At 35.3% G+C, this 19,905-nt stretch carries 21 protein-coding genes; 9 read left to right on the top strand and 12 right to left on the bottom strand.

From position 1 onward, the window contains the following. Positions 1-28: 28 nt before the first annotated feature. A complete protein-coding gene (dprA, locus tag BMZ76_RS03380) occupies positions 29-1,129 on the top strand; it encodes a DNA-processing protein DprA (RefSeq protein WP_091203307.1) in 1,101 nt (366 codons plus the stop codon). Positions 1,130-1,213: 84 nt separating this feature from the next. Here dprA and trpS read toward each other — a convergent pair whose 3' ends face one another. Next, entirely contained in the window at positions 1,214-2,188 is a 975-nt protein-coding gene (gene trpS, locus BMZ76_RS03375; protein WP_091203306.1) for a tryptophan--tRNA ligase, read from the bottom strand. Positions 2,189-2,324: 136 nt separating this feature from the next. Here trpS and BMZ76_RS03370 point away from each other — a divergent pair, with 136 nt between their 5' ends. Continuing rightward, on the top strand, positions 2,325-3,107 hold the full coding sequence (locus tag BMZ76_RS03370; protein ID WP_091203305.1) for a lysophospholipid acyltransferase family protein: 783 nt from the start codon (positions 2,325-2,327) through the stop codon (positions 3,105-3,107). A gap of 594 nt (positions 3,108-3,701) precedes the next feature. Here BMZ76_RS03370 and recA read toward each other — a convergent pair. The 4 genes from recA to BMZ76_RS03345 all read right to left on the bottom strand — a co-directional run bounded on the left by recA (position 3,702) and on the right by BMZ76_RS03345 (position 7,007). Beyond that, positions 3,702-4,709, bottom strand: coding sequence for a recombinase RecA (recA, locus tag BMZ76_RS03360; protein WP_091203513.1), 1,008 nt, complete (start codon positions 4,707-4,709; stop codon positions 3,702-3,704). 203 nt (positions 4,710-4,912) lie between these two features. Continuing rightward, positions 4,913-5,422, bottom strand: a complete 510-nt coding sequence (locus BMZ76_RS03355; protein ID WP_091203303.1) for an acyl-CoA thioesterase — start codon at positions 5,420-5,422, stop codon at positions 4,913-4,915. A 48-nt stretch (positions 5,423-5,470) separates the two neighbouring features. Further along, positions 5,471-5,854 (bottom strand): DoxX family membrane protein, encoded by a 384-nt coding sequence (locus tag BMZ76_RS03350; protein ID WP_091203302.1) that lies wholly within the window; start codon positions 5,852-5,854, stop codon positions 5,471-5,473. A 4-nt stretch (positions 5,855-5,858) separates the two neighbouring features. Beyond that, positions 5,859-7,007: a DNA polymerase III subunit gene (locus BMZ76_RS03345; RefSeq protein ID WP_091203301.1), complete on the bottom strand. Its 1,149-nt coding sequence runs from the start codon at positions 7,005-7,007 to the stop codon at positions 5,859-5,861. A gap of 283 nt (positions 7,008-7,290) precedes the next feature. Between BMZ76_RS03345 and BMZ76_RS03340 the strand changes: the two genes are divergently transcribed. The 4 genes from BMZ76_RS03340 to BMZ76_RS03325 all read left to right on the top strand — a co-directional run bounded on the left by BMZ76_RS03340 (position 7,291) and on the right by BMZ76_RS03325 (position 10,718). Beyond that, positions 7,291-8,478, top strand: a complete 1,188-nt coding sequence (locus BMZ76_RS03340; RefSeq protein WP_091203300.1) for a phosphoglycerate kinase — start codon at positions 7,291-7,293, stop codon at positions 8,476-8,478. Positions 8,479-8,842: 364 nt separating this feature from the next. Next, positions 8,843-9,163 (top strand): LysM peptidoglycan-binding domain-containing protein, encoded by a 321-nt coding sequence (locus tag BMZ76_RS03335; protein WP_091203299.1) that lies wholly within the window; start codon positions 8,843-8,845, stop codon positions 9,161-9,163. Between the two features lie 48 nt (positions 9,164-9,211). Next, entirely contained in the window at positions 9,212-10,195 is a 984-nt protein-coding gene (locus tag BMZ76_RS03330) for a DUF4837 family protein (RefSeq protein ID WP_091203298.1), read from the top strand. Between the two features lie 37 nt (positions 10,196-10,232). Continuing rightward, positions 10,233-10,718 (top strand): GNAT family N-acetyltransferase, encoded by a 486-nt coding sequence (locus tag BMZ76_RS03325; protein WP_091203297.1) that lies wholly within the window; start codon positions 10,233-10,235, stop codon positions 10,716-10,718. Here BMZ76_RS03325 and BMZ76_RS03320 read toward each other — a convergent pair. The 4 genes from BMZ76_RS03320 to rnpA are packed head-to-tail and all read right to left on the bottom strand — an operon-like array spanning position 10,680 to position 14,387. Continuing rightward, on the bottom strand, positions 10,680-11,486 hold the full coding sequence (locus BMZ76_RS03320; protein WP_091203296.1) for an OmpA family protein: 807 nt from the start codon (positions 11,484-11,486) through the stop codon (positions 10,680-10,682). The genes BMZ76_RS03325 and BMZ76_RS03320 overlap by 39 nt on opposite strands. Further along, positions 11,486-13,123, bottom strand: coding sequence for a S41 family peptidase (locus BMZ76_RS03315; protein WP_091203295.1), 1,638 nt, complete (start codon positions 13,121-13,123; stop codon positions 11,486-11,488). The genes BMZ76_RS03320 and BMZ76_RS03315 overlap by 1 nt, the downstream gene beginning before the upstream one ends. 4 nt (positions 13,124-13,127) lie before the next feature. Continuing rightward, the gene (locus BMZ76_RS03310; protein ID WP_091203294.1) at positions 13,128-13,964 is read right to left on the bottom strand and encodes a DUF4349 domain-containing protein; all 837 of its coding nucleotides are present in this window, start codon (positions 13,962-13,964) and stop codon (positions 13,128-13,130) included. Between the two features lie 42 nt (positions 13,965-14,006). Then, positions 14,007-14,387, bottom strand: a complete 381-nt coding sequence (gene rnpA / locus BMZ76_RS03305) for a ribonuclease P protein component (protein ID WP_091203293.1) — start codon at positions 14,385-14,387, stop codon at positions 14,007-14,009. Between the two features lie 125 nt (positions 14,388-14,512). Here rnpA and BMZ76_RS03300 point away from each other — a divergent pair, with 125 nt between their 5' ends. The 3 genes from BMZ76_RS03300 to BMZ76_RS03290 all read left to right on the top strand — a co-directional run bounded on the left by BMZ76_RS03300 (position 14,513) and on the right by BMZ76_RS03290 (position 16,991). After that, the gene (locus BMZ76_RS03300) at positions 14,513-15,247 is read left to right on the top strand and encodes a lysophospholipid acyltransferase family protein (protein ID WP_091203292.1); all 735 of its coding nucleotides are present in this window, start codon (positions 14,513-14,515) and stop codon (positions 15,245-15,247) included. Positions 15,248-15,257: 10 nt separating this feature from the next. Then, positions 15,258-16,247, top strand: coding sequence for an acyl-ACP desaturase (locus BMZ76_RS03295; protein WP_091203291.1), 990 nt, complete (start codon positions 15,258-15,260; stop codon positions 16,245-16,247). Positions 16,248-16,337: 90 nt separating this feature from the next. Next, the gene (locus tag BMZ76_RS03290) at positions 16,338-16,991 is read left to right on the top strand and encodes an HD domain-containing protein (RefSeq protein ID WP_091203290.1); all 654 of its coding nucleotides are present in this window, start codon (positions 16,338-16,340) and stop codon (positions 16,989-16,991) included. A 92-nt stretch (positions 16,992-17,083) separates the two neighbouring features. Here the strand turns inward: BMZ76_RS03290 and BMZ76_RS03285 are convergent, their stop codons facing one another. The 3 genes from BMZ76_RS03285 to BMZ76_RS03275 form a co-directional block, all read right to left on the bottom strand. After that, the gene (locus BMZ76_RS03285) at positions 17,084-17,488 is read right to left on the bottom strand and encodes a hypothetical protein (RefSeq protein WP_091203289.1); all 405 of its coding nucleotides are present in this window, start codon (positions 17,486-17,488) and stop codon (positions 17,084-17,086) included. Positions 17,489-17,637: 149 nt separating this feature from the next. Beyond that, on the bottom strand, positions 17,638-18,420 hold the full coding sequence (locus BMZ76_RS03280; RefSeq protein ID WP_091203288.1) for an enoyl-CoA hydratase/isomerase family protein: 783 nt from the start codon (positions 18,418-18,420) through the stop codon (positions 17,638-17,640). Between the two features lie 10 nt (positions 18,421-18,430). Continuing rightward, positions 18,431-19,903 carry an ATP-binding protein gene (locus tag BMZ76_RS03275; protein WP_396230379.1) on the bottom strand — a complete coding sequence of 491 codons (1,473 nt, stop codon included), beginning with the start codon at positions 19,901-19,903 and terminating at the stop codon, positions 18,431-18,433. Between the last annotated feature and the right edge of the window lie 2 nt (positions 19,904-19,905).

The following is a 19,905-nucleotide window of genomic DNA, read 5'->3' as shown; positions in this document are numbered from 1 at the left end:
TTATACATTTCACTCTCAAATATTTAGCATGAAAGAGCAGGATTTATTTTATTTATTGGCATTGCAAAGAATAGAAGGCGTGGGCGACATAATGGCCAAAAAACTGCTGACTCATTTTGGAACTGCAGAGGCGATTTTTAATACAAAGGCATCGCAACTTGCTGCTATTGATGGAGTAGGGTCTGTTTTGCTGAAAAATTTAAAGGATAAATCCGTTTTCGAAAAAGCAACTCAGGAATTGGAATTTATAAAAGCGAATGAAATCAACGCAGTTTATTTTCTGGACGAAGAGTATCCGGAACGCTTGAAACATTGTATTGACGGACCACTTTTATTATTCACATCTGGAAATATCAATTTAAAAAACAGAAGAATAATCAGTATTGTAGGAACGCGACAAATCACCTCGTACGGAACGGAATTTTGCAGAAAATTGATAGAAGAATTGGCTCCACTGGATCCTATAATCGTCAGTGGTTTTGCCTATGGCGTCGATATTGTCGCGCATCAATTGGCGATGGAGCATAATTTACAAACGATAGGAGTGGTGGCGCACGGTTTGAACCAAATTTACCCGAAAACCCATAAAAAATATGTTGCTAAAGTCGAACAAAACGGTGGTTTCATGACCGAGTTTTGGAGCTCCTCTAATCCTGATAAAGAAAATTTTGTTCGAAGAAACCGAATCGTTGCGGGAATGTCTGAAGCGACAATCGTTATTGAATCAGCGGACAGGGGTGGTTCATTGATAACGGCCAACATGGCGAATGATTACAGCCGGGATGTTTTTGCTGTTCCTGGACGTGTTACGGATAAGTACAGCCAGGGTTGCAACAACCTGATAAAAACCCAAAAAGCAAATGTCTTGACGAGTGCCGCGGATTTGATTTATATTTTGAATTGGGATATTCAAAAAGAAACAAAACCGGTACAAAAACAATTGTTTGTAAGCTTAGAGGAAGACGAGCAAAAAGTATATGATTACCTCCTTAAAACCGGAAAAGAATTGATGGATATTATTGCTTTGCGTTGTGATTTCCCTATTTATAAAATCTCAGGAATGCTGTTGAATATGGAATTGAAAGGCGTGATACGGCCTTTACCGGGGAAATTGTTTGAGGCGATTTGATTTTAACATATAAGTCATGTAAGCTTTCGTGAAATAACAGCAAACAAAAAACTTACATGACTTATATGTTTTAAAAATGAATTATTACACTTCAAATCCTAATTTTTCTCTTACTCTTCCTAAAACTCCATTGGCAACAACTGCTGCTTTTTCGGCACCTTTTTTTAGTAAAGCATCAACTTCAGTAAGATTATTGATGTAGTAATTGTATTTTTCTCTTTCGGTTTTGAAAGTTTCACAAATCAACTCAAACAACGCTTGTTTGGCATGACCGTAACCGTAATTTCCCCCAAGGTAATTGGCAGTCATTGTGGCTATTTGTTCTTCATTTGCCAATAATTTATAAATAGCAAATGCATTACAGGTTTCTGGATTTTTAGGATCTTCCAGTGGCGTGCTGTCGGTTTCAATACTCATCACTTGTTTACGCAACGATTTATCATCCAGGAAAATATTGATAATATTATTGGCTGATTTACTCATTTTTCCGCCGTTGGTTCCCGGAATCAGCATGCTATCTTCCTGAATTTTGGCTTCGGGAAGTACGAACGTTTCTCCCATTTGGTGGTTGAAACGGGACGCTACATCACGAGTGATTTCAACATGCTGCAATTGGTCTTTTCCTACCGGAACAAGTTCAGCATCATATAACAAAATATCTGCAGCCATCAGCATTGGATACGAAAACAATCCAGCATTGACATCTTCCAGTCTATCGGCTTTGTCTTTGAAGGAATGCGCTAATGTCAAACGTTGAAAAGGGAAGAAACAGCTTAAATACCATGACAATTCCGCTGTTTGTGGCACATCAGATTGCCTGTAAAAAACTACTTTATCTACATTCAAACCACAGGCAAGCCAAGCTGCAGCAGTACTGTAAGTATTGGTTCTTAAAGTTTCACCGTTTTTTATTTGCGTTATCGAATGTAAATCAGCAATGAAAAGAAACGATTCGTTTTCAGGTTTATTTGATAATGCTATTGCGGGAATGATTGCGCCAAGTAAGTTTCCTAAATGTGGTGTTCCGGTACTTTGAACGCCTGTAAGTATTTTTGCCATTATGATTTTTTCTTAAGCGCAAAGTTCGCAAAGATTTACGCAAAGTTCACATGGATTGTAAATTTTTTCTGCTAGGTAGTTTTCCAAAGCAAATTATTTTACCAATATTTACATCTGATTTGTTACTTTTGAACTTATGAGAGGATTTAAAATTATTTTTTGGGTGCTTTGGCGGGTCTGGTTTTATGTTTTAATGACCATTCCCATATTGGTAATGTTTCCTTTTTTGGTTTTGTCTATTTTAACGGAAAGTGGCTATCCTTATTTTTTTAAGATGGCGCGTATTTGGGCAAAATTTATTCTTTTTGGAATGGGATTTTATTATAAAATAGATAAAAGCCAAGAAATGGAATATCAAAAAAGTTACATGATTGTTGCCAATCATACGTCAATGGCCGATATTATGCTGATGCTTGCTCTGACAAGAAATCCGTTTGTTTTTGTGGGTAAAAAAGAACTTTCAAAAATTCCGTTGTTTGGCTTTTTCTACAAAAGAACCTGTATTTTGGTTAATAGGAATTGTTCGAAAAGTAAAATGGAAGTCTTTAATCGTGCTCAAAAAAGAATCAATCAGGGATTGAGTATCTGTATTTTTCCAGAAGGTGGTGTTCCAGATGATGAATCCGTCGTATTGGACACTTTTAAAGATGGCGCGTTCCGATTGGCGATAGAACATGGAATTCCTATTGTTCCTATTACTTTTGTCGATAATAAGAAGAGATTTCCGTATACTTTTTTTAGTGGTAGCCCGGGAATTATGCGTGTAAAAATGCATTCACATATAGAAACATTGGGAAAAACTAGCGTTGACCGCAAAGAAATTCGCGAAGAAGTGCGCAAAATAATATACAATCAATTAATAGCTTTCGATTCTGATTCAATTAAAAGCTTTAATACACAACGGAATATAATCCAATAAAAAGTGGTTTAAAGTTACCAGAGTTGTTGGAAAAGGTTTTCAATTGATATTTAATCATTGGATGTACATTTATTTGAAATAATTTTATAATCGGGTATTTAAATCCCAAAGCTACATTGGTGCTAAAATGGACCTGATTCAGGTTTTTTGCCTCTCCTAATTAGCTCGTTAGTTTTAGCTGTCGTTTGTTTTAACGGTGAATGATTTTTTTTGAAATAAACAACAGAACCGTTCTTATTCTTCTCCTTGTTCGAATTGCTTTTAAATCTATCAGCAGATATAGTTTCTTTTTCATTTGTTTTCCCTATTTCAATATTATTAGCTACGAACTTAGGAATTGTTTTTACTTTTAAAGGATAACGCTCTTGTCTAGTGGAAGTAGTTCTTAACTTTAAGTTCGTTCGTAATTTCAAAACTACAGCAAGTCAGGGTCAATAAAAACAGTGTAGGTAAAACAGTTTTTTCATCTTTAATAATTTATATTACTTTTCCGTTAGTTTAAATCTTTTTACTGACTGTTTTCTTGTTAGATGAAATTTTTAAAAAAGGTTGCGTTTAAAAATGGAAAAACCCGAAATTTTCGGGTTTTACTTTTTATGCTTCTGCTAGTTCTTTTATTCTAGCTTTAATTTTTTCTTCTAATTCATCCGCTAATTCTGGATTGTCTTTTATTAAAGACTTAACTGCATCACGTCCTTGTCCTAATTTGGTTTCACCGTAACTAAACCAAGATCCCGCTTTTTTGATGATTTCAAATTCAACAGCAAGATCTAGAATCTCTCCTGTTTTTGAAATTCCTTCACCATACATGATATCAAATTCAGCGATTTTAAATGGCGGAGCGACTTTGTTTTTCACCACTTTTACTTTGGTTCTGTTCCCAAGGACGTTATCACCATCTTTAATTTGTGTAGAACGACGGATATCTAAACGAATCGAAGCATAAAACTTCAATGCATTTCCTCCCGTTGTCGTTTCTGGATTACCAAACATTACTCCAATTTTCTCTCTCAATTGATTAATAAAGAAAACTGTACAGTTTGTTTTACTGATGGTTCCTGTTAATTTACGCAATGCTTGAGACATTAAACGGGCGTGTAATCCCATTTTAGAATCTCCCATTTCGCCTTCAATTTCACTTTTTGGAGTCAAAGCAGCAACCGAGTCAATTACAACAATGTCAATTGCTCCGGAACGAATCAAGTTCTCTGCAATTTCTAACGCTTGTTCCCCGTTGTCCGGTTGTGAAATGATTAAGTTTTCGATGTCAACGCCTAATTTCTCCGCATAGTTTCTGTCGAAAGCGTGTTCTGCATCAATAAAAGCTGCAATTCCACCTGCTTTTTGAGCTTCAGCAATGGCATGAAGTGTCAATGTGGTTTTTCCAGAAGATTCCGGACCGTATATTTCAATAATTCTTCCTCTTGGATAACCGCCAACTCCTAACGCTAAATCGATTCCTAAAGACCCTGAAGAAATAGTTTCTACTTCCTCAATGGCTTTGTCGCCCATTTTCATTACCGTTCCTTTTCCATAGGTTTTATCTAATTTGTCAAGCGTAAGTTGTAGCGCTTTTAATTTAGATTCTTTCTCTGTACTCATCTTCTCTTTTACCTTTTCTTTCATCTATTTGTATTATTTTATAACGGTAAGAAACTGACAGAATGACTTATTATCCTGTAATTTCATTTGTATACTGAACATTTATTTTCGTAAAAATACTTCTTTTTTTAATTAAAATTTTCTCTTTAAAGAATATTTTAAATCTATTTTTTTATAAAAAACATTCGGCTGAATTATGCTCATTACGTGAACAGCGCTTTTAATTCGGTCGCATCATGTGGGTTCATTTTACCGGCTAAAACTAAACTCAACTGTTTGCGTCGCAATGCAGCTTCAAAACGTTGTTTTTCTATTTCGGTTTCCGGAACAATTTGGGGTACTTCAACGGGTCTTCCCGTATCGTCTACTGCTACAAAAGTATAAATCGCTTCATTTGCTTTGGTTTTATTACCGGATTCTCTGTCTTCAACCCAAATGTCAATGAATATTTCCATTGAACTTTTGAAAGCTCTAGAAACTTTGGCTTCAACAGTAACGACACTTCCCAGCGGAATTGCTCTATTGAATGCAACGTGATTTACGGATGCTGTAACTACAATTCTTCGGGAATGTCTGCGTGCCGCTATACTTGCTGCGCGATCCATACGGGCTAATAATTCGCCACCAAAAAGATTGTTCAAAGGATTGGTCTCGCTTGGTAAAACCAAATCGGTTAATATCGTCAGGGATTCTGAAGGGTGTTTTGGTGTCATTTTTTTATTTAAAAAGGAGTTGTTGTTCAAAATAATAAGTTGTAAAGTCTAGTTTAACCAATAAACGGCCAATATTGCAGGGATAAAATAGATGACAATCGTTCTTGCTCCATCATAATCTTTGGCTAATCGCTGTCCGAAAAGCAACATCAACAACGTGATACAAGAGAAAACGGCTCCATAGAAACCAAATATTCTTCCGTTGTTTACGAATAATTCGATGCAGCCCACCACACATAAAATACCGGAAATTAATTCTAAAATTAAAATATTCAGTAATGCTAAAGGGACACTATTTTTTAATGGTGTTTTAGCGAAATGACCTTTTAACCATTCGACATTATCTTTCCAATAAAACAGTTTGTCGTATCCGGACTGCAGGAAAGTGATGGCCAGAAAAATTAAAATCAAAATAGAAGTAATGTTGTTCATGTTATTATTTTTTGTGAATTAAACGGGTTAATTTTATGGATAAATCGGTTAGGATAATTTTAGCGTTTCCGTTGCGTTCAATGTGATACATCGCCTCCGAAAGTTCTTTAAAAATATCATTTATATTGTTGCCATTTACAAAAGGCGCAAAATTCTCCAATTTGAATTTTTCTACTTGCGGCTCCATGTAAACCAGGGTTGGTGTTTGATAATTCAACAACAATGCTTGACGAAACATATCGATACAGAAATGTAAAAATTTCTTCTGGGTTTCTCTTCCTAAACCGGCAATTTGCTCACTCCACTGGATCAAATCCTGAATGGCGGCAGCGTTTCCTTTGGCTCTGAAAGCAGCACGAACCCAATCGACAAACCATTTTTCAAAAAAAACAGATTCGCTGTCCGGTTGTAATAATTGCAATGCTTTGTTATAATTTCCTTGTGCCTGATGCGCTATTTTTAAAGCTATTTTAGAATTCGTATTTTCTTTTGAAACTAAAGCCTCCGCAATAACAGTTTCACTCAAACCATTAAAATGCAATACTTGGCAACGGGAACGAATCGTTTGAATAATATCTTCTTCATTTTCTGAAATCAGGATAAAAACCGTTCTGTCTGTAGGTTCTTCCAGCAATTTCAGTAATTTATTGGAAGCCGCGATATTCAATTTATCAGCCATCCAAATAATCATTATTTTGTATCCGCCTTCATAAGATTTCAAAGCCAGCGATTTCAAGATTTCCTGAGCGTCATCAACCCTTATTTCACCTTGTTTGTTTTTAACGCCCAGCATTTGGTACCAGTCAAACAAACTTCCGTACGGATTATGTTCTAAAAACTGGCGCCATTCGGTAATAAAATCGATGCTTTTGGGTTTGGTTTTTACGTCTTCAGTGCTAACCGTCGGGTAGATAAAATGCAAGTCCGGATGTGATGTTTTCTGGAATTTCAGGTTGCACGCTTCATTTGAACCGGAATTCTCCCCGTTTTGATTGCTGCAAATGATGTATTGTGCATACGCAATCGCCATGGGTAAAGTTCCACTGCCTTCAGGACCTACAAACAGTTGTGCATGGGGAATTCTACCCAAATCAGCACTTTTTGTCAAATGACTTTTGATGTGTTCTTGTCCTAAAATTTCTGAAAATTGCATGAAGCAAAGATAGCAGAAAATGGTTTAGTCTAAAATTTTAGCAGGCAAAGTTTCCGATGAAGCGCGTTTAGAGAGGCGTTAATTGCGGTGATTAATTTTAAAATTTAATTTCGCTTTAATCAGAACAATGGCCGCATAAATTATTAAAAAACAACAGTATTTATCAATTTACATCGATTTCGTTGCTGAAAATTGATTTTATGTAATTTTCTCTAATTTAATACTGCTTTAAAAGTTCTATATTTGTTACTCTTTCAAAAAAAACAAACTAAAAAATATTCTGATGAAAACGTTAAGTGATTTCAATTTTGAAAATAAAAAAGCCATAATTCGTGTTGATTTCAATGTGCCTTTGGACGAAAATTTAAATGTAACGGATGCCACTCGTATCGAAGCTGCAAAACCTACCATTGACGCGATTCTTGCTCAAGGCGGAAGTGTGATTTTGATGTCACATTTAGGCAGACCAAAAGGTGTGGAGGAAAAACATTCTTTGAAACACATTTTAAAAACAGCATCAGATATTCTTGGAGTCCCGGTTCAGTTCGCCGCTGACTGCATTGGTTCAGTAGCAAAAGATGCAGCTAAAAAATTGCAGGCTGGAGAAGTTTTATTGTTGGAAAATTTACGTTTTCATAGTGAAGAAGAAGCAGGTGATGTTGCTTTCGCAAAAGAATTGGCTTCACTTGGTGATATTTATGTAAACGACGCTTTTGGAACAGCACACCGAGCGCACGCGTCGACTACGATTATCGCTCAATTTTTTCCTACGGAGAAATGTTTCGGATTATTAATGGCAAAAGAAATTGAAAGCTTGAATAAAGTTTTGAAAAATAGTGAAAAACCGGTAACAGCAGTTCTTGGCGGATCTAAAGTGTCTTCTAAAATTACCGTTATCGAGAATATTTTGGACAAAGTAGATCACATGATTATTGGTGGAGGAATGACTTTTACTTTTGTAAAAGCATTAGGCGGCAAAATTGGAGATTCTATTTGTGAAGATGATAAACAAGAATTGGCATTAGAAATATTGCGATTAGCTAAAGAAAAAGGAGTACAAATTCATATTCCGGTTGATGTTGTGGCGGCAAACGCTTTCGCAAATGATGCCGAAACGCAAATTGTGGATGTAAAAGAAATTCCTGACGGCTGGCAAGGTTTGGACGCAGGTCCAAAATCATTGGAAAACTTCAAAAAAGTAATCATGGAATCAAAAACGATTCTTTGGAACGGACCATTGGGCGTTTTTGAAATGGAAAATTTCGCTAACGGAACCATTGCTTTGGGTAACTTTATCGCTGAATCTACGTCAAACGGAGCATTTTCTCTAGTAGGTGGTGGTGATTCAGTGGCTGCTGTAAAACAATTTGGTCTGGAAGATAAAGTAAGCTACGTTTCAACCGGTGGAGGAGCAATGCTGGAAATGCTGGAAGGAAAAATACTGCCAGGAATTGCAGCGATTTTGGATTAATGCAGCTGTTGCGAAACAAATATAACCGTTTAAATTTTAATAATTTAAATTAAAAAATACTGTTATAATAAAATGAAAACCTTGGCAATAAACACTTTATTGCTGAGGTTTTTTATTTTAAAAGTATTCATTTTTACGGTTGTTTTTATTATTGAATCAAGAGAAAATTCTTTATAAACGAAGCTTAGATTCAAGTAACAAAAGTAATGTCGGTAAAAGATGCTGCTAATTACACGATTCAGCGCGTAACACTGCCTAAAACTTCTTGTTATAAAGTAAACGAGGAGACAATCTAACTGCCGTAGCGGATGAATATGATGTTTCTATTTCTGAAATAAAAAAATGGAATAATCTGAAAAGTAATATGATTAAGTACGGCAGAAGCCTGAAAATTATTTCGAACCAAAGTGTGGTGAGATCCGTTAAGAAAGAATCTGATACTGATCGTGTTACTTCTCAAGCTATCTCGAAAAATCAAAATTTAGTTGCTTATAAATCCAAAATAAATACTAGTTCGGTACCATTGTCAACTGATTATTCAACACTTTATGTGGTTCAAGAAGAAGATTCTTTATTTAGTATTGCCAAAAAACATCCTGGCGTAACCATTTCCGACCTAAAAAAATGGAACGGTATTCGCAGTGAAGATATTAAACCTGGAATGAAGTTAAAAATAAACGGATAATAGAATAAACTTCTATAAATTTGGGTTTTACTTTATAATAGAATAGTAATGAATAAAGCCCATTTTTTATTTCTTTTTGTTTCTCTACTGTTGTTTTCCTGTAAAAAAGAAAATAATCATCTTACTCGTAAAACAGCCGGTAAAATTAACACGATTTCGGTTATTATCGATGATCAGTTATGGAATGGTGATATTGGAGACAGCATCCGAAACAAGTTTGCATCGCCGGTAATAGGTTTGCCTCAAGAAGAGCCTTTATTCAATATCAATCAATATCCAGTCAAGCTTTTAGAAGGATTTATGACGGATACCCGAGCTATTATTGTGGTCAAAAAAGCGGAAGAAAACAAGTTTGAAATCCGAAAAGACCAATACGCATCTCCTCAAAATGTATTTCATATTTCTGGTAAAACAGCCTCTGATATTATTGCTTGCATTGAAAGAAATGCTCCGCAAATGATTCAAATAATCAAGCAGGCTGAAATCGCAGAGAATCAGCGAATAAACAGTCAGTCATTGATAGATCCCAAAATCATAGAGAACAAGTTTCATATTACTTTACAGATTCCTTCCGGATATTCTTATGTGCTTCAAAAAAGTAATTTTATGTGGCTAAAAAAAGAAATCATTGGCGGGAATACGAGTCTTTTATTATATCAAGTTCCTTTAAATACCTTAAATAAAGACAAGGATCTAATCGCAAATATTATTAAAATGCGCGATTCCATAGGTAATTTATACATTAGCGGAAAGGAACCAGATACGAACATGATTACTGAAGAGGCGTATGCGCCTTATCTTTTTAAAATCAATCTTGATGGGAAGGAAGCCTACGAGACAAAAGGAACCTGGCAGCTAAACAATGATTTTATGTCGGGACCTTTTATCAATTATGCTATTATTGATAAGGATTATAATCGAGTTTTGGTATTAGAAGGATTTTGTTACGCACCCTCAAAAGACAAACGGGATTTAATGCATGAACTGGAAGCTATCATGAAATCAGTGGTTATTGCTAAAAGAGAGCTTTAAATTTCTTTAATTTGCATTTTATAAAAAGAAACGAAGCATGACAATACAATGGCTAATTAAGGCATTTGATGCCCTGACAGTTCACGAACTTTACGATTTATTGCGTTTAAGAAGCGAGATTTTCGTGGTAGAACAAAACTGTGTTTATTTAGATCTTGATGGAAAGGACAAAGTGGCTTTGCATCTTATGGGAGTATTTGAAGGGAAAATTGTATCGCATTCCAGACTTTTCAAACCCGGAATCAGTTTTGATAATGCATCCATTGGCCGAGTTACCATTGATGCAAATTACCGCGACAGAAAGTGGGGACATGACCTAATGCGAGAATCAATTGCAGGAATTTCGCATCATTTTGGCGAAAGCAAAATCACTATCGGGGCCCAATTGTATTTGAAAAAATTTTATGAAAGTCATGGATTTGTGCAAACCAGTCAAATGTATCTCGAAGATGATATTCCGCACATTGAGATGAAAAGAGGGGAATTAGATTTTCAAAATTATAAATTCAACTCTACGGTCTAACGTTTCTCCCTGATTTAAAGGGAATTTATTTCCGCTGCCCACATAGTGCATCCTAAGGCTGTTTACGCCTTTATTCATAAGGTATTTGTACACATTTTTGGCTCGATTCACAGAAAGTTTACGCTCCCGGGTTTTCTTATCTATGGCATCCGAGTAATAACTTGGAGTACAACAAACGTGTCCTCTGATTTGGAATTCCAATGTTTTTTGTTTTTGAAAAAGCACTGCAATTCTATCTAATTCTTTCTTGGATTGTTCCGTTAATGCGCTGCTTCCAAGCGGAAAAAGGATGTTTTCCAGATAAATACGATCTCCCACTTTATGCTTATCCTGAAACGAATTGTATATGCCATTTCCGTAACTGTTTTTCTTGACAGTAAACAAGTCTACACGTCTGTTTTTTGAACGGGTTTCGGACAGGTTTTCCACCATATCTTTTTGCAGAACTACACGTCCTTTGCCTTCAATAATGACAATTTTGTTTTTGTTAAAACCATTTGCCGTAAGAATGTTTTGAACTGTAGTTACCCTGTTTTTTGATAGTGCATAATTATAATCATTGGCACCTCTGTCGTCACAATATCCATAAATTTGTATTGATTCGATTTTCGTGGTATCCGCATTTTTCATGAAATCAAGTATGATTTGTATTTGATCTTCATGAAGTGTGAATTTATCAAATTCAAAATAGACCGTTTCTACAGGTTTTCCCTGGGCACTTAAGTAGCTCGAAAAAAGAAGCAAAAATATTGCAAACGATTTTATCATTATATTTTGAGAATAGACTTATATTCCGAGTTATTGTTTAAAATGCTCACTGCTTTTTTAATTTCCGAATTGTTTTTAATGTAATATTGATACAATCCTTCTTGATATTGGTAGCGTTTAATGATTTCATCAACCATTAGATTTTTGATTTCTTTTTGGTTTTTATCCAATAAAACATTTTCACTTTTTTGAAGTGCGGCTAGCAATTGTTGATATTCGGCGAGAATAGATTGGTCTAATTTTTCTTTTTTGGCTACAGCCAAAGTATTTTTCAAAGCCAATTCTGTTGCCGTATCAAAGGAGAATTTCTGTACTTTCAGGAACTGTTTAAAATCCAAATAATCCGCATCAGAAATGACCGGAATCTGATTTCCTAAATTTTGATTTTTATAATAATAAGTCGTGGCATAGTTGAAAATCCCATCATTTTTTAGCAAAGCATCCGTTATTGGACTAGATTTAGTTTCTTCTAGTTCCACGTCAGGCTGGATTCCTCCGCCGTCATAAACGGTTCTGCCTTTTCGGGTTTTAAAAGCATTGAAGTTTGTTTCTTCCGTTTTTATGGCCATCCCATTTTTGTCTTTTCGAGAATAATCCAAAGCTTGAATGCATCTTCCGGATGGTGTGTAATAGCGGGAAATAGTTACTTTTAGTTGCGTTCCATACGTCAAATCTACTGGTCTTTGCACTAGTCCTTTTCCAAAACTGCGGCTTCCCACCACCACAGCGCGATCTAAATCCTGAAGTGCGCCAGCCACGATTTCAGATGCCGAAGCACTTCGGCCGTTAACAAGAATAATTAAAGGGACTTCAGTATCTACAGGGTCTTTGGTCGTTTTGTACGTGCTGTTGTGTTTCTCTATTTTCGATTTTGTAGTAACAATAATTTCGTTTTTTGGAACAAATAAATTACAGATATTCACGGCTTCATTCAAAAGTCCTCCCGGATTGTCTCTTACATCCAAAATAATGCGTTCAGCACCGTATTTTTTCAGTTGTTCCAAAGCTTCTTTGGTTTCCAAGGATGCTTTTTTGTTAAAATGCGACAATACAATATAACCGGTTTTTTCATCTATTTTTGCGAAAAAAGGAACCGATTTGATTTCGACTTCGTCCAGAATAATCTGAGTAGTGTTCACTTTTCCCTGACGGATGTATTTGATGTCAATTTTGGTATTTTTTGTACCTTTGAATAGTTGAGAAGCTTCGTCTTTAAATTCAGATAAAAGCACGTCGCCCACCTGAATAATTTCGTCTCCGGCTTTTAAACCCGCTTTGTCGGCAGGGAAATCTTTATAGGGTTCTTTCACAATTAATTTGTCTTCTTTCCGAGTCAATAAAGCGCCTATTCCAGTATATTCTCCAGTATTGTTTATCTTGAATCGCACCACATCCTGCTCATTGAAATACACGGTGTACGGATCTAAATTAGCCAGCATTCCTTTGATGGCTTTATCCATTAGTTCTCCAGGATTGGTTTCATCGACATAATTTCGGTTCAATTCCTTAAAAAGGGTCGTGAATATCTCGATTTGTTTGGCGATTTCGAAAAAATCATCTTTGAAACTCGTTCCAATAAATAAAAATGCTGAAGCGATAACGGGAATTATGAATTTTTTTTTGAAGAAAGAATACATTGTTTTATATTTTTTTTGTCTTAAATCTTTTTCTAATAAAGTAAACTACAGCAACCATAATTACGATAAACGGCCAAATGCTCAGTAGATTTATAAATAAACTCGAAAGGCTATTGAATCCTGATTTGATGGCGGTCCAAATTTTCATTCCGTATGAGGCAGTTACACCACTTTCTTCGGCGATAGTTCTGTAGAATTCTATAGTAATGGTACTGAACAAAACTTGGTTTTGCAGGTAATTCAATTGACCTTCTTTTGCTTCGATTTCTTCACGAATAGAGGAAAGTTGCTTTTCAATTTCCAACATTTCTGTGACCTTATTTGCTTTTTTTAAAAGTTCGAGATAACGGTTTTCTAGTACTTTTTTAGCTTTCAATCGAGCATCAATGTCAATATATTCAGCGGTTACATCCCGAGATGATATTTGTTTATTGTCAAAATAAGTAACCCCTTTTGAAATATCTTTCAAAAATAAATCGAAGTTTTTACTTGGAACACGAATGATTAATTTTCTAAAAACAGACTCGTAATCCTTACCTTCCGTATCATTTTGAATGATTGCATTATAAACCTTTACCGCATTTTGTATTTGAGAATATGTGGTTGTTAAATCATTGGTTTCAAAACGAAGATTGCCTTCCTTGATGATTTTTTGTTCAATACTTTGAGGAGTTTCCTTTACAGGTGAATTGAAATCGGCTTTGTCATAAAGGGCATTACCTGCTGAAGCTACTTTTGAAGGAAGTTTTATAGCTGATACTTTCATATCTAAATCAGCCTCGGCTTTTTTACAACTGGAAAAACAAAATAATAAAACAAAAAACAAGGCTATTGACTTCATAAATAGAATATTTTAATGCTAAAAATACAAAAAATAGAAATGCTAATCTTCTTTTTTTATTTGAAGCAAAAACTTCTCAAACAACTGAATTGTTTTGGTATTAATTTCCTCGTAAGACAATCGGTCCTTTGTTTGGTAAAAAAACATAAAGGAATACGGTTGATCCAAATTGTCAATCAAAAGGTGTTTGTTCAGACGGTAGGTTTCGCGCAATAACCTTTTGAAATAATTGCGGTCTACGGCTTTCTTAAAATTCTTTTTAGAAACAGAAACACCCATTTTTATTTTTTCGCCTTCGCTAAAAGAACCGGCTTTGTAGACCAATCGTAACGGATATTTAGATACTGATTTCCCTTCGGTAAATAATAATCCAATGGTGATTTTACTTTTTAGCTTTTCGTTTTTTGGGTAAGTAAAGTTCATTTTAATAGAAAAAAGACATAGATTTTGACTCGCAAAGTTACGATTAAACGTCGAGCCAGTATATTGTTTCGGATTTAAATACCGCTAAAAATATATTTCTTACTTTTGTAACAAATTTTTAAAGCATGCAAAAACTGATTTCGTATCCCATTTCCGTAATTTATTATTTCTGTTTCGTTCTTACTTTGATTATTTTTCATCCAATTCAGTGGGTTTGTTTCTATGTTTTTGGTTATCAAGCCCATAAAATAAGTGTCGATTACTTGAATTTTTTCTTGTTGAGATGCACAAATCTCTTGGGAACAACATATAAATTTGAAAATATAGAAAGCATCCCTAAAAACGTGCCTTTAATTTTTGTGTCCAATCATCAAAGTATGTACGATATTATTGCAATGATTTGGTTTTTTCGTCGTTTTCATTGTAAATTTGTTAGTAAGAAAGAATTAGGAAGCGGTATCCCAAGCGTGTCATTTAATTTACGTCACGGAGGTTCTGTTCTTATCGATCGTAAAGATCCAAAACAAGCGATTCCGGCCATCAAAGGATTGGCTGAATATATCGAAAAACACAACCGATCAGCAGTTATTTTTCCGGAAGGAACACGAAGTAAAACGGGAAAACCAAAAGAGTTTGCGCAAAGCGGTTTGAAAATTTTATGTAAACACGCGCCTTCGGCATACGTGGTTCCAGTGAGCATAAACAATTCTTGGGAAATAGTTAAATACGGATTTTTCCCGCTAGGTTTAGGAAATCGCCTTACCTTTGTGGTACATAAACCGTTAGCGGTTAAAGACTATGATTTTGCTGAATTAATGGAAAAAACAGAAACAGCAGTTGTTCAAGGAATAAAAATTTAATTTATATATAATGTCAATAAAAAACATTCGATTAGAAGTAATGCAGTTTTTGGAAAAAAACGTAGACAGCTTTGTCGATCAGTATCTGATTCCAGTGGAGAAAATATGGCAACCAACTGATTTTTTGCCTAATTCCCAAAGTGATACTTTTTTTGATGAGGTCAAAGAATTACGTGAAATTGCAAAAGAATTACCTTATGATTTCTGGGTAACTTTAGTAGGTGATACCATTACAGAGGAAGCTTTGCCAACCTATGAATCCTGGTTAATGGATGTAGAAGGAATTGATAACGTAGAGAGAAATGGTTGGTCTAAATGGATCAGGCAGTGGACTGGTGAGGAAAATCGTCATGGCGATTTACTGAATAAATATTTGTATTTATCAGGTCGTGTAAACATGCGTGAAGTAGAAATCACAACGCAGCACCTTATCAACGATGGTTTTGATATTGGCACCGGAAGAGATCCTTACAAAAACTTTGTGTATACCAGTTTTCAGGAATTAGCAACTTATGTTTCCCATAACAGAGTAGCGCAAATGGCCAAGAAATATGGCGATAACAAATTGTCTAAAATGTGCAAAATGATTGCTGGTGACGAGATGCGTCATCATCATGCGTACAGTGAATTTGTTACCCGTATTTTTCAAATAGATCCAAGTGAGATGATGCTTGCGTTTCAATACATGATGAAAGCAAAAATCGTTATGCCTGCACATTTCTTAAGAGAATCAGGTCAAAAAATCAGTACCGCTTTTGAACAGTTTTCTGATTCGGCACAAAGAATTGGAGTTTACACAGCAGCGGATTATGTAGACATTATGCAAAAATTAATTGAGAAATGGGAAATTGATAAAATTTCCGGTTTGACCGATGAAGCAGAGAAAGCCCGTGATTATTTGATGAAATTACCGGGTAGAATGGCAAAAATTTCCGAGAGAATGGTAATTCCACAAGAATCGCATATTTTTAAATGGGTAGAGCCAGCTTTAGTACGATAGATTACTAAATTTTAAATATAAAATAAAAATGTTGGATTTTGAAGTTGATGGACTTTGAAATTCAACATTTTTTTTAAAAGTATATAAATAATGATAAACCCTGATTTAATAAGTAAAACGATTCTTTTTGTTAAAGAAAAACTAGAAAATGCCGAGGGCGGGCACGACTGGTTTCATATTGAAAGAGTGTTTAAGAATTCCGTTCTGATTTCGAAAAGTGAAGTCTGTGATACCACCGTTGTCAAACTTGGCGCTTTGCTTCATGATATTGCCGACAGTAAGTTTCATGATGGTGATGAAACCGTCGGACCAAGAATTGCGCGCGAATTTTTAGAATCAGAAAACGTTGACAAAGAGACCATCAAGCATGTGGTTGATATCATTGAAAACATCTCGTACAAAGGCGGCAATTTCGAAAAGAAATTTTCTTCAATAGAATTGGATGTGGTTCAGGACGCGGATCGTTTAGATGCGATTGGAGCCATTGGAATCGCCAGAACTTTCAATTATGGCGGATTTAAAAACAGAGCAATCTACGACCCTAAAATTGCTCCAAATTCCAGTATGACTAAAGAAGAATACAAGAAGAATGATTCTCCAACGTTAAATCATTTTTACGAAAAGTTATTGCTTTTGAAAGATAAGATGAATACCGAGACCGGAAAACAAATCGCACAAGAAAGACACCGTTATATGGAAGGATTTCTGGCGCAGTTTTATGCGGAATGGGAAGGAGAGAAGTAAGATTTTTGATTGCGGATTAAAGATTTTAAATTTCAGATGTTTTTTCGATTGCTGATTTTAAATCAAAAATCAGCAATCGTTAATCAAAAATCTTAAATCTTAATTCCTTTGACTTTCATTTCCAAAATCACATCTGAAGCGTTCTTAAAAGTTGGTGGTTGCTCAATAATGGTTCCCACTCTTTTTTTATTGAGTTTAAAGGTAATGTCATTTTCTGTTGTAAACAGTAAAGCGGTTAAAAACGGATTATTCACATACGGAGCCAATATAATAAAAGCTTCATCAAGCGTATGAAAACTTTCTATTTCCTCGGTTTTGTAACGCTCCGTAACCGAAAGACTAAACACGTCATTTTCCAGTAAAACAGGACGCACATAAATATTTTTCAGTTCTGTATCACCAATGGTTTTGGCAAGCGTTAGTTTAGCGTAGGTATGGTTTTCGATACTTTCTTTTACCTTTTCCCAGAAAAGTTCAAATACAGGTTGGAAGGACATAAGTTTAATTTTAGATGGTGCGTTATATTCCGAAACGGGTCTGCAAAATTAAGTGTTGTAAAGCAAACAATCTGTTTTTGAGGAAAAATTATTTTAAATGATATTCACTGATAAACAGAAAAGAGAACCAATGGTTCTCTCTTTTGTTATTATTTCCCAGTAAACACTGCTTTTCTTTTCTCTAAAAATGCCGTTGTTCCTTCTTTAAAATCTTCGGTTCCAAAACATTTTCCAAAAGCTTTTATTTCGACTTCATACCCATTTTTTCCTTCTTTGAAATTAGCATTGACCGCTTTTATAGCTTTACCAACAGCGTAAGGAGAATTCTTTATTATTTTATTGGCCACACTCACACAGTAGTCTAAAAGTTCAGCTTCAGGGACTACGTGATTCACAAGTCCAGTTCTGTAAGCATCTTGCGCTGTTACCATTCCTGCACTCAAAATCATTTCCATTGCGCGTCCTTTTCCTATCAATTGTGGCAAACGTTGTGTTCCGCCATAACCCGGAATTACACCCAGCGAAACTTCAGGTAATCCCATTTTTGCATTTTCAGAAGCTACTCTGAAATGACACGCCATGGCTAATTCTAATCCACCACCTAACGCAAAACCATTAACGGCTGCTATTACGGGTTTTTTTAGATTTTCTATAAAATCAAATAATTTTTCTTGTCCTTCTGCCGCCAGTTGCATCCCTTCTTCAATCGAAAAATGAGCAAATTCAGAGATATCAGCTCCGGCTACAAATGCTTTTTCACCACTTCCCGTTAAAATAATAACACGAATTTCATCATTTTTTCCTAATGTTTTGAACGCTTTGTTCAAATCAGAAATAGTTGCAACATTTAAAGCGTTGAGTTTAGTCGGACGATTAATGGTAATCGTTGCAATGTTATTTTCGGTTGCAATTAAAATATTTTCGTAGTTCATAATTGTATTTTTAGGTGTTAATTATTGGAAGTGATACAATAAAAGTAGTTCCTTTTCCAAATTCAGTCTCAAAGGTAATCGTTCCTTTATAATTTTCAATAATGTTTTTTATAATTCCAAGACCAAGACCCATACCGCTGCTTTTGGTGGTGAATTTTGGTTCAAATATGCGGCTGATGTCTTTGGGTTGAATGCCAATTCCGTTGTCAGAAACCGTAATTAATACGTTATTTGCTTCTTTTCTGATGCGCACCACAACCGATTTAATTTCCTGTTGTTCCGGTATCGATTGAATGGCATTTTTCGCTAAATTCGTGATAATTCGAATGAGTTGCGTTCGGTCAATTTTCGAAATAATTTCGGGAGAAGAACTTTGGAATTCAATATATTCTTCGTTGAAAATATCCATCGCAAGCTCTACTACTTCCACCACGTTTAGAGTTTCATTTTGCTGTGCCGGCATCGATGCAAAATTCGAAAAAGCGGAAGCTACCGCACTCATGGTATCAATTTGTTGAATCAAAGTTTCCGAATAGTCGTTCATTTTCTGCTTTACATTGGGGTCAGTAGGGTCAAATTTCCGCTGAAAACTCTGCACTGTTAATCGCATTGGCGTAAGCGGATTCTTGATTTCATGCGCCACTTGTTTCGCCATTTCGCGCCACGCTTCTTCACGTTCGCTTTGCGCGAGTTTTATGGCGCTTTTCTCCAGTTCATCCACCATTCCGTTGTACGCTTTTATCAGTAAGTTAATTTCCTTGCTATTGGCTTCCAGAACAATTTTTTCGTTTTTTTGATTCAAACTCGTTTCGCTTAACTTATCCGAAATTGTTTTTAATGATTTTGTGATGTAGGACGATAGAAAATATGCAAAGGCGAAAGCTATAATAAGCATGAAAGCATAAACCTGCCCCAGACGAATTAGAAAACTTTTCAATTCATTTTCATAATAGCCGTCATCTTCTACATAAGGTAAATTTAAGATTCCCAGTGGTTTGAATTTGTCGTCTTTAATCTGGCTGAAAGCTGAACGATTTTTTTTGCCATCAATAGTTTTAATGTCCACGTATCTTTTTTCAATCGAAGAACGAACTAGTTTTAAAATGTATTTGGGAATTGGCGGTGCCACCTTATCAACAGAAAATGATTCTTTGGAGGATTTCAGCAATTTTCCGTCCAAACTGTAAATGTTGATTTCGATGTTGTGAATGTGGGCTAATTCGTGAATTTTATCTTTAAAAATCAAATCCAGATTACCAGAAGTCAACGGATAGGTAGTGGTGGAAAGAATGAAGTTAATGTGTTGTTTTACTGCGTTTTCATTTCGTTCCAGTCGCTCTTGATGGTATTCTTTGGCTTCGTTTTTAAATTGGATAATAGATATGGAAGCCAATATCACAGAAGCCATTAATATCAATACAATCATCGAAAGGAAAATCCTGATTCGTAACGAAAGCATTGCTATTTTGAAACTTTTGAACATAA

This window comes from Flavobacterium xueshanense (assembly GCF_900112975.1).
Lineage (GTDB): Bacteria > Bacteroidota > Bacteroidia > Flavobacteriales > Flavobacteriaceae > Flavobacterium > Flavobacterium xueshanense.
Note: the sequence above shows the minus strand (reverse complement) of the source record. Positions and strands in the feature narration are given on the sequence as shown.

Coding starts and splice junctions, on each gene's coding strand:
- BMZ76_RS03320 (WP_091203296.1), bottom strand. CDS start 11,486: ATGATAAAATCGTTTGCAATATTTTTGCTTCTTTTTTCGAGCTACTTA.
- BMZ76_RS03290 (WP_091203290.1), top strand. CDS start 16,338: ATGATAAACCCTGATTTAATAAGTAAAACGATTCTTTTTGTTAAAGAA.
- BMZ76_RS03325 (WP_091203297.1), top strand. CDS start 10,233: ATGACAATACAATGGCTAATTAAGGCATTTGATGCCCTGACAGTTCAC.
- BMZ76_RS03275 (WP_396230379.1), bottom strand. CDS start 19,903: ATGTTCAAAAGTTTCAAAATAGCAATGCTTTCGTTACGAATCAGGATT.
- recA (WP_091203513.1), bottom strand. CDS start 4,709: ATGAGTACAGAGAAAGAATCTAAATTAAAAGCGCTACAACTTACGCTT.
- BMZ76_RS03330 (WP_091203298.1), top strand. CDS start 9,212: ATGAATAAAGCCCATTTTTTATTTCTTTTTGTTTCTCTACTGTTGTTT.
- BMZ76_RS03345 (WP_091203301.1), bottom strand. CDS start 7,007: ATGCAATTTTCAGAAATTTTAGGACAAGAACACATCAAAAGTCATTTG.
- BMZ76_RS03315 (WP_091203295.1), bottom strand. CDS start 13,123: ATGTATTCTTTCTTCAAAAAAAAATTCATAATTCCCGTTATCGCTTCA.
- BMZ76_RS03335 (WP_091203299.1), top strand. CDS start 8,843: ATGATTAAGTACGGCAGAAGCCTGAAAATTATTTCGAACCAAAGTGTG.
- BMZ76_RS03355 (WP_091203303.1), bottom strand. CDS start 5,422: ATGACACCAAAACACCCTTCAGAATCCCTGACGATATTAACCGATTTG.
- dprA (WP_091203307.1), top strand. CDS start 29: ATGAAAGAGCAGGATTTATTTTATTTATTGGCATTGCAAAGAATAGAA.
- BMZ76_RS03340 (WP_091203300.1), top strand. CDS start 7,291: ATGAAAACGTTAAGTGATTTCAATTTTGAAAATAAAAAAGCCATAATT.
- trpS (WP_091203306.1), bottom strand. CDS start 2,188: ATGGCAAAAATACTTACAGGCGTTCAAAGTACCGGAACACCACATTTA.
- BMZ76_RS03295 (WP_091203291.1), top strand. CDS start 15,258: ATGTCAATAAAAAACATTCGATTAGAAGTAATGCAGTTTTTGGAAAAA.
- BMZ76_RS03310 (WP_091203294.1), bottom strand. CDS start 13,964: ATGAAGTCAATAGCCTTGTTTTTTGTTTTATTATTTTGTTTTTCCAGT.
- BMZ76_RS03350 (WP_091203302.1), bottom strand. CDS start 5,854: ATGAACAACATTACTTCTATTTTGATTTTAATTTTTCTGGCCATCACT.
- BMZ76_RS03285 (WP_091203289.1), bottom strand. CDS start 17,488: ATGTCCTTCCAACCTGTATTTGAACTTTTCTGGGAAAAGGTAAAAGAA.
- rnpA (WP_091203293.1), bottom strand. CDS start 14,387: ATGAACTTTACTTACCCAAAAAACGAAAAGCTAAAAAGTAAAATCACC.
- BMZ76_RS03370 (WP_091203305.1), top strand. CDS start 2,325: ATGAGAGGATTTAAAATTATTTTTTGGGTGCTTTGGCGGGTCTGGTTT.
- BMZ76_RS03300 (WP_091203292.1), top strand. CDS start 14,513: ATGCAAAAACTGATTTCGTATCCCATTTCCGTAATTTATTATTTCTGT.
- BMZ76_RS03280 (WP_091203288.1), bottom strand. CDS start 18,420: ATGAACTACGAAAATATTTTAATTGCAACCGAAAATAACATTGCAACG.